The sequence below is a fragment of the Hydrogenophaga electricum genome (assembly GCF_030160815.1).
GTDB lineage: Bacteria > Pseudomonadota > Gammaproteobacteria > Burkholderiales > Burkholderiaceae_C > Hydrogenophaga > Hydrogenophaga electricum.
Genome location: NZ_BSPB01000096.1, coordinates 1 through 7,014 on the forward strand (window position 1 = coordinate 1; position 7,014 = coordinate 7,014).

A 7,014-nucleotide genomic window follows, 5' to 3' on the forward strand; every position below is an offset into this window, starting at 1 on the left:
GCACCGGCTGCGGGAGCGGGGCCCACGGCAGGATCTCGGCCAGGGCGTCGAGGCCGATGTCCTGGCTGCCATCGGCCGGCGCGAGGGCCGCGGTCACCTGCAGCTGGGCGGCAGCGCCGGCCAGCGTGCCCGTCGCCTGGGCCTGGGCGTTCAGCGCCAGCGGTGGGGCGTCCGGGCGGTCGAGCGTGGCGAGCCCGGTCAGTTGCAGCGCCAGGGGCATGGGGGCTTGCGCGCCCAGCACGGCGGTGGCCTGGTATTGCCCCTGGGCGAGGTGCACCTGCTCGATGTGCAGGGCGTGCGCAGGCTGGCCGGCGGCCAGGCCTTCGGTGGGCAGGTCCGCATCGGGCGTGAAAGCGCCGTAGCGGTAGCGGCCGCGCAGGTCCTGCAGACTGACGCTGGGCGCGACCGGATCGCTGCCGTAGCTGAATTGCCCCACCTGCCAGGCCAGGCTCACGGGCAAGGGCAGTTCCAGGGCCTGCAGCGGCTCGGTCGGGGTGGCGGTGGGCGGGCGCTGGTCCACGATGCGCAACGTGCCGATGCTGAGCGGCGGCAGGTGCAGGCCCTGGCCGGTCAGGGCGTCGAGCCAGAGCGCGCTGTGCCAGGGCGCCTGCACCTGCTCGGCCCGCACGTCGAGCCCGTTCTGCGACCAGTGCAGGCGCCCGATGTGGCCGCCGCCGCGCAGGCTGCCGCGGGCATCGCTCACGGTCAGCGTGCCGAAGGTGTCGGGGTGGTTCTGGCTCCACTCGGCCACCCATTCCAGCGCCTGGGGCAGCGAGCCGTCGCGGCCGGCCCAGAGCCACAGCGCGAGCAGGCTGGCCAGCAGCAGGCCGGCCAGGGTGCCGAAAATGCCCAGTACCCGCAGCGCCCACCGGCCGCGTGGGCGGCGAGCGGGCGGCGGCGGGGGCTGCGTGGCGGGGGGCGGTGCGGCGTGCGTGGGGTCCATGGTCAGAAGTTGAAGCCCACGTTCAGATGCAGGCGCCAAGCGCGCGTGCGCTCACCCCAGGCCAGGTCCACCTGCAGCGGGCCGACCGGGCTGTTGTAGCGGATGCCGGTGCCGATGCCGCGGTCGATGCGCCAGTCTTTCACGCTGTCGGTGATGGAGCCGGCGTCGATGAACACCACGTGTTCCCAGTTGCCGCCCGGGGCGCCGACGGGGCGCTGCCATTCCACGCTGGCCACGGCCTTGTAGCGGCCTGGCGAGACGCCACCGTCGCTTTGCGGGATGCCGATGGCGCGCAGGCTGTAGCCCCGCACCGTGGTGTCGCCGCCGGTGAGGAACAGCAGGGTTTGCGGAATGCGCGCATCCTCGGCGGCCCAGACCGCCCCGCCTTCGAGCCGCAGCACCACCCGGCCGGCGCGGCTGCTGGCCTCGTCGGACAGCGGCCAGTAGCCCAGCCAGCGGGCCTCGCCGCGTGTGAAGGGCTGGCGTTCGCTGCCCAGCGTGGTGCCCACGCCCAGCTCGAACCCCAGGCCGTATCCGGCACGCGGGAAGGGCAGGGCATCGAAACGGCGCTGGGTCCAGGCCATGTTGGCCGACACGGACGCGTCGTAGCCGTCGGTGCCCAGGGCGCGGGTGGTTTCGTGTTCGGTGCGGGCGCGGTCGTATTGCAGGTAGTAGCTGCGGTCGAGCGACTGGCCGTCCTGCGAGCGGCCCCAGCGCAGCCGCTGGCTGGTGGTGGTTTCCAGACCGTCCAGCTGGCGGGCGGCTTGCGCGCTGGTGATCCAGCGCCAGCCGTTTTCGGCCAGCGGCGACGACCATTCGGAGCGGAACACGCTGTCCTTGCGCTCCAGCTTCAGCGTGAGCTGGCTGCGCCAGTCCAGATAGGGCACGCGGTGGTGGGTGTGTTCGAGCGTGAAGCGCGCGCCGTTGTCGGTGCTGGCACCGATACCCACCGACAGCTGCTGCTTGCGCGCTTCGCGCAACTGCACCAGCACGGTCGCGGGTTCCCCGCTGGCCGAAGGCTCGACGGTGACGTAGGCGGCTTCGTAGTAGCCGGTCTCCGACAGGCGCTGTTGCGCGGTCTGCAGCACGGCGAGGTCGTAGACGCTGCCCTCGCGCAGGCCCGCCAGCGCCAGCACGTGGCGGACGGTGGCGGGGTCGTAGCGCTCGGCGCCTTCGATGCGCAGGGCGCCCAGTTGCACCGGCGGACCGGAGTCGAATTCGACCGACAGGTGCGCGGCGTGCTGGGTCGGGTCGATGTCGGCCAGGCTGTTGTAGACCCGGGCCAACGGGTAGCGGCGGGTGGTCAGGCTGCGCAGCGCGTCGGCCTTGGCGCTCGACCAGGCCGACTGCGTGAAACGCTCGCCAGTCTGCAGTGACCAGTTCGCCGTGATGCCTTCACGCTGGGCCGCGGCATCCGTGCGGTGGGCAATGTCGCCCCGGAAGTAGACGTTCACGTCGGCCACGCGCGTGGCCGGACCGGGCTGCACCCGCAGCCGCACCGTGCCCAGTGGCGCAGAACCCGCCACCGGCGGTTCGATGTGGATGTCGGGCGCGAAATAGCCCTGGGTGCCGAGCAGGCCTTCGATGTCGGTGCGCGCCTGCGCCAGCAGGCGGTCCAGCTCTTCGGCGTCCAGGTCGGGCAGCGTGCGGAAACGCTGCAGGGCCATGTGGCGCAGCAGCAGGTCGCGCAGCTCGTCGGGGGCCTCCAGGTCGATGTCGAAGCGCGGGCGCGTCTCGGCGTCGCCTTCCGGGGCGGTCGGGGTGTCCGCAGCGGCGGCCTCGACCGGCGCCTCAGACGCCGGGTCTTGGGCCTGGGCGGGCGCAGGGAGCTGCCCCAGGCAGACGCCCGCCAGCAGCATGCCCCACGCCCGGCCCACGGCGCGTGGGGTGAGCAAGGTCATCGGTGGTTCATTTCGACAGCAGACGCATCGCTTCTTCCAGGCCCTTGAGGGTCAGCGGGTACATGCGCTGGCCCATGAGCTGCTGGACGATGCTGATGCTCTGTCGATACTGCCACACGCCCTGAGGTTCCGGATTGATCCACGCGAATTTCGGGAAGGCATGTGTAAGCCGTTGCAACCACTCGGCGCCGGCCTCTTCGTTGTTGTATTCCACGCTGCCGCCGGGCTGCAGGATTTCGTACGGGCTCATGGTGGCGTCGCCCACGAAGATCAGCTTGTAGTCCTTGTTGTACTTGCGGATGATGTCCCAGGTCGGGAATTTTTCCGCGTAGCGGCGCTTGTTGTTCTTCCACATGTAGTCATACACGCAGTTGTGGAAGTAATAGAACTCCAGGTGCTTGAACTCGCCCTTGACGGCCGAGAACAGCTCCTCCACGCGCTGGATGTGCTCGTCCATGGTGCCGCCCACGTCCATCAGCAGCAACACTTTCACGTTGTTGTGCCGCTCCGGAATCATCTTGATGTCCAGATAGCCGGCATTGGCGGCCGTCGCGCGGATGGTGTCGGGCAGGTCGAGTTCGAGGTCGTTGCCTTCGCGCGCGAACTTGCGCAGCCGCCGCAGCGCCACCTTGATGTTGCGCGTGCCCAGCTCCTGCGTGTCGTCGTAGTCGCGGTAGGCGCGCTGGTCCCACACCTTCACCGCCGACTTGTTGCCGCCCTTGCCGCCGATGCGGATGCCCTGCGGGTTGTGGCCGCCGTGGCCAAAGGGCGAGGTGCCGCCCGTGCCGATCCACTTGCTGCCGCCTTCGTGGCGCTCCTTCTGCTCTTCGAGGCGCTTCTTCAGCGTCTCCATCAGCTCGTCCCAGTCCATCTTGGGCGCGTTGGCCTTCTGCTCCGCGGAGAGGATGCGCTCCATCTCCTGGCGCAGCCAGTCGGCGGGAATGGGCTTGGTGAAGTCGGCGATCATCTCGACGCCCTTGAAATAGGCGGCGAAGGCGCGGTCGAACTTGTCGTAGTGCTTCTCGTCCTTGACCAGCGCGGTGCGGCTGAGGAAGTAGAAGTCGTCCATGCTGCAGGCGTCCGGGTTGGTCGGCCCGACCACGTCGGCCTTCAAGGCTTCCAGCAGCGTCAGGTATTCCTTGACCGACACCGGCAGCTTGGCCGCGCGCAGGGTGTAGAAGAAGTCGATCAGCATGGCAATGCTCCGTTCAGCCGTGCCGCCCACGCAGGTACAGCAACTGCGCCCGGGCCTCGGGCCATTCGCCGGCGGTCATGCTGTACATGACGGTGTCGCGGATGGTGCCGTCGCGGCGCAGCGCGTGGCCGCGCAGCACGCCGTCTTTTTGGGCCCCAAGGCGTTCGATGGCGCGCTGGCTGGCGAAGTTGTAGTTGTCGGTGCGCCAGCCCACCACGCGGCAGCCCAGGGTGTCGAAGGCGTGGCCCATCATGAGCAGCTTGGCGGTGGTGTTGACGTGGCTGCGCTGCACGCTGCGGGCGTACCAGGTCCAGCCGATCTCGACCCGCTGCACGGCCGGCACGATGTCGTGGTAGCTGGTGCTGCCGAGCACGCGGTCGCTGGCGTCGTCGATCACGGCGAACGCGAAGCGGTGGCCTTCTTCGCGCATCTTCAGCGCGGTTTCGATGTAGGCGCGGGTGTTCTCAGGCTCGGGCACCGAGGTGACCCGCAGGGTCCAGAGTTCGCCGTCGGCCGCAGCGGCGCGCAGGCCGTCTTCGTGCGCCAGCGCCAGGGGCTCCAGGCGCAGGCCGTGGTCGCGGAGGGTGACGGGCTGGACGAACATCACCGGTTGCGCTGGTTCATGAACACCAGCTTTTCGAACAGCGTGGTGTCCTGTTCGTTCTTGAGCAGGGCGCCCACCAGCGGCGGGATGCTGACCTTGCTGTCGGCACTTTGCAGCGCTTCGACCGGGATGTCTTCGGCCATCAGCAGCTTGAGCCAGTCGATCAGTTCGGAGGTAGAGGGCTTCTTCTTGAGGCCGGGCAGGTTGCGCACGTCGTAGAAGGTCTTCATGGCCGCCGTCAGCAGGTCCTGCTTGAGGTCGGGGAAGTGCACGTCCACGATCTTCTTCATCGTGTCGGCTTCGGGGAACTTGATGTAGTGGAAGAAGCAGCGGCGCAGGAAGGCGTCGGGCAGCTCCTTCTCGTTGTTCGAGGTGATGAACACCAGGGGCCGGTGCTTGGCCTTGATGAGCTCGCGCGTTTCGTAGCAGTAGAACTCCATGCGGTCGAGCTCGCGCAGCAGGTCGTTGGGGAACTCGATGTCGGCCTTGTCGATTTCGTCGATCAGCAGCGCCACCGGCTGGTCGGCGGTGAAGGCCTGCCACAGCACGCCCTGCACGATGTAGTTGCGGATGTCCTGCACGCGCTGGGCGCTGTCGGCGGTGTTGAGCTGGCTGTCGCGCAGACGGTTCACCGCGTCGTATTCGTACAGACCCTGCTGCGCTTTGGTGGTGCTCTTGATGTGCCACTGCAGCAGCGGCATGTTCAGCGCCTGCGCCACTTCTTCCGCCAGCATGGTCTTGCCGGTGCCGGGCTCGCCCTTGACGAGCAGGGGGCGCTTGAGCGTGATGGCGGCGTTGACGGCCAGCATCAGATCCTGGGTGGCGACGTAGTTTTCAGAGCCTTGGAATTTCATGGATGGGCAGGTGACGCGAAGGGGACTGGAGGGGTCTGGCTCAGGGTTATCAATAAGCTTGAGCTGATAACCTAGTCTATATAATCGACTGTTGATTTTTATCAATCGACCATTTCATTGTGCTTGCAAAATGAATTCACTGTTGCCCACGATCGTCCGTACCGTTGTCGCCGTTGCGACCCTTTCCGCGGCAACGCTGACTGCGCATGCCCAGGGCGTGACCGGTGATGTGCAGGCAGGTCACAAGAAGGCCGAGATGTGCATCGGGTGCCATGGCATCCCCGGCTACCAGAACAGCTTCCCCGAGATCCACAAGGTACCGAAGATTTCGGGCCAGAACGGTGCGTACATCGTGTCCGCGCTGAATGCCTACAAGAAGGGTGACCGCAAGCACCCGACCATGCGCGGCATCGCCGGCTCGCTGTCCGAGCAGGACATGGCCGACCTGGCGGCGTTCTACGCCAGCCAGGCCGGTCAGACGCCGGCCGACACGCCCAAGACGGCCAGTGCCACGGCCGCGGCGCTGATTGAAAAGGGCGCCTGCGCGTCCTGCCACGGGGCCAACTTCGCCAAGCCGATCGACCCGAGCTACCCCAAGATCGCCGGCCAGCACGCCGACTACCTCTACGTCGCGCTCAAGGCCTACACGGTCGAAGGCAACAACGTGGTGGGCCGCTCCAACGGCGTCATGGCGGGCATTGCCAAGCAGTTCAAGCCGGCCGAAATGCGCGAGATCACCAAGTACCTGAGCACGCTCGACGGCGACCTGCAGACGGTGCCGCAATCGCGTTTCCGCTGAACGCGTGCGGGCCGGGTTGCCGGCACGCCGCGTGAAAAAGCCACCTCATGGGGTGGCTTTTTTTGTGCCTCAGTCGCGTGTGGCGCGGCGGCGGACTTCGTCGATATAGGCCTGTCCGTCCGGCGGACGCCCGGCGCGCTGGCTTTCCCAGATCATGCGGCCCAGGCATTCCATCACCTCGTGATGCGCCACGTGGAGGTCGCCCCGGCGCGCGGCCAGCAGTTCCACGGCCTGGCGGATGCCCGGAGGCTGGTCGATGCTGCACTGCTCGCTGATCGACAGGTGCATGGACAGGTGCAGGAAGGGGTTGTCCTGCGTGCCGTCGCCCGGCTGGCCCAGTTGCGCCAGGGCGGCGTCCACATCGGCCAGTGTGGCGTGGTATTCGGGGTGCTCACCGATCCATTGGCCAGCCAGCACTTCGATGGCCTCCATGGTTTCGCCAGCCAACTGCTTGGCGTGGACCGCGCAAAAGAAGCGCCGGACATCGGCTTGAGAGGGGCTGAACATGGGATGCATTATCCTGCATGTTTTCGAGGAGACATTGCATGCCCCCAGCCTTCATCTGCGACGCGATCCGCACCCCCTTTGGCCGCTACGGCGGCGCCCTCAGCAGCGTGCGCACCGACGACCTCGGCGCCATCCCGCTCAAAGCCCTCATGGCCCGCAACCCCGGCGTGGACTGGGCCGCCCTGAGCGACGTCATCTACGGCTGTGCCAA

7 protein-coding genes and 1 pseudogene are annotated in these 7,014 nt (G+C 67.6%); 2 read left to right on the plus strand and 6 right to left on the minus strand.

The features are described from left to right. The 5 genes and pseudogenes from QQK43_RS22405 to QQK43_RS22425 all read right to left on the minus strand — a co-directional run. Positions 1 to 943: pseudogene (locus QQK43_RS22405) on the minus strand (hypothetical protein); the annotation flags it as partial. A 2-nt stretch (positions 944 to 945) separates the two neighbouring features. Then, positions 946 to 2,844: an autotransporter assembly complex protein TamA gene (locus QQK43_RS22410; RefSeq protein WP_284309529.1), complete on the minus strand. Its 1,899-nt coding sequence runs from the start codon at positions 2,842 to 2,844 to the stop codon at positions 946 to 948. 7 nt (positions 2,845 to 2,851) lie between these two features. Then, positions 2,852 to 4,039 carry a vWA domain-containing protein gene (locus QQK43_RS22415; protein WP_234266244.1) on the minus strand — a complete coding sequence of 396 codons (1,188 nt, stop codon included), beginning with the start codon at positions 4,037 to 4,039 and terminating at the stop codon, positions 2,852 to 2,854. A gap of 13 nt (positions 4,040 to 4,052) precedes the next feature. Beyond that, positions 4,053 to 4,646 (minus strand): GNAT family N-acetyltransferase, encoded by a 594-nt coding sequence (locus QQK43_RS22420; protein WP_284309530.1) that lies wholly within the window; start codon positions 4,644 to 4,646, stop codon positions 4,053 to 4,055. Then, positions 4,643 to 5,497 carry an AAA family ATPase gene (locus tag QQK43_RS22425; protein WP_284309531.1) on the minus strand — a complete coding sequence of 285 codons (855 nt, stop codon included), beginning with the start codon at positions 5,495 to 5,497 and terminating at the stop codon, positions 4,643 to 4,645. The genes QQK43_RS22420 and QQK43_RS22425 overlap by 4 nt, the downstream gene beginning before the upstream one ends. Before the next feature lie 130 nt (positions 5,498 to 5,627). Between QQK43_RS22425 and QQK43_RS22430 the strand changes: the two genes are divergently transcribed. Then, complete coding sequence (locus tag QQK43_RS22430) at positions 5,628 to 6,296, plus strand: c-type cytochrome (protein WP_234266241.1); 669 nt, start codon at positions 5,628 to 5,630, stop codon at positions 6,294 to 6,296. 69 nt (positions 6,297 to 6,365) lie between these two features. On the opposite strand, the gene QQK43_RS22435 is transcribed toward QQK43_RS22430, so the two are convergent. Next, positions 6,366 to 6,803, minus strand: a complete 438-nt coding sequence (locus QQK43_RS22435) for a DUF1841 family protein (protein ID WP_234266240.1) — start codon at positions 6,801 to 6,803, stop codon at positions 6,366 to 6,368. Positions 6,804 to 6,841: 38 nt separating this feature from the next. On the opposite strand from QQK43_RS22435, the gene QQK43_RS22440 reads away from it, so the two are divergent. Further along, on the plus strand, positions 6,842 to 7,014 hold a 173-nt coding region (locus tag QQK43_RS22440), incomplete at its 3' end, for a thiolase family protein (protein ID WP_502260863.1).

Bases quoted from the DNA above. Each gene is read 5' to 3' on its own strand.
- QQK43_RS22425 (WP_284309531.1), bottom strand. From the start codon at position 5,497: ATGAAATTCCAAGGCTCTGAAAACTACGTCGCCACCCAGGATCTGATG.
- QQK43_RS22430 (WP_234266241.1), top strand. From the start codon at position 5,628: ATGAATTCACTGTTGCCCACGATCGTCCGTACCGTTGTCGCCGTTGCG.
- QQK43_RS22410 (WP_284309529.1), bottom strand. From the start codon at position 2,844: ATGACCTTGCTCACCCCACGCGCCGTGGGCCGGGCGTGGGGCATGCTG.
- QQK43_RS22435 (WP_234266240.1), bottom strand. From the start codon at position 6,803: ATGTTCAGCCCCTCTCAAGCCGATGTCCGGCGCTTCTTTTGCGCGGTC.
- QQK43_RS22415 (WP_234266244.1), bottom strand. From the start codon at position 4,039: ATGCTGATCGACTTCTTCTACACCCTGCGCGCGGCCAAGCTGCCGGTG.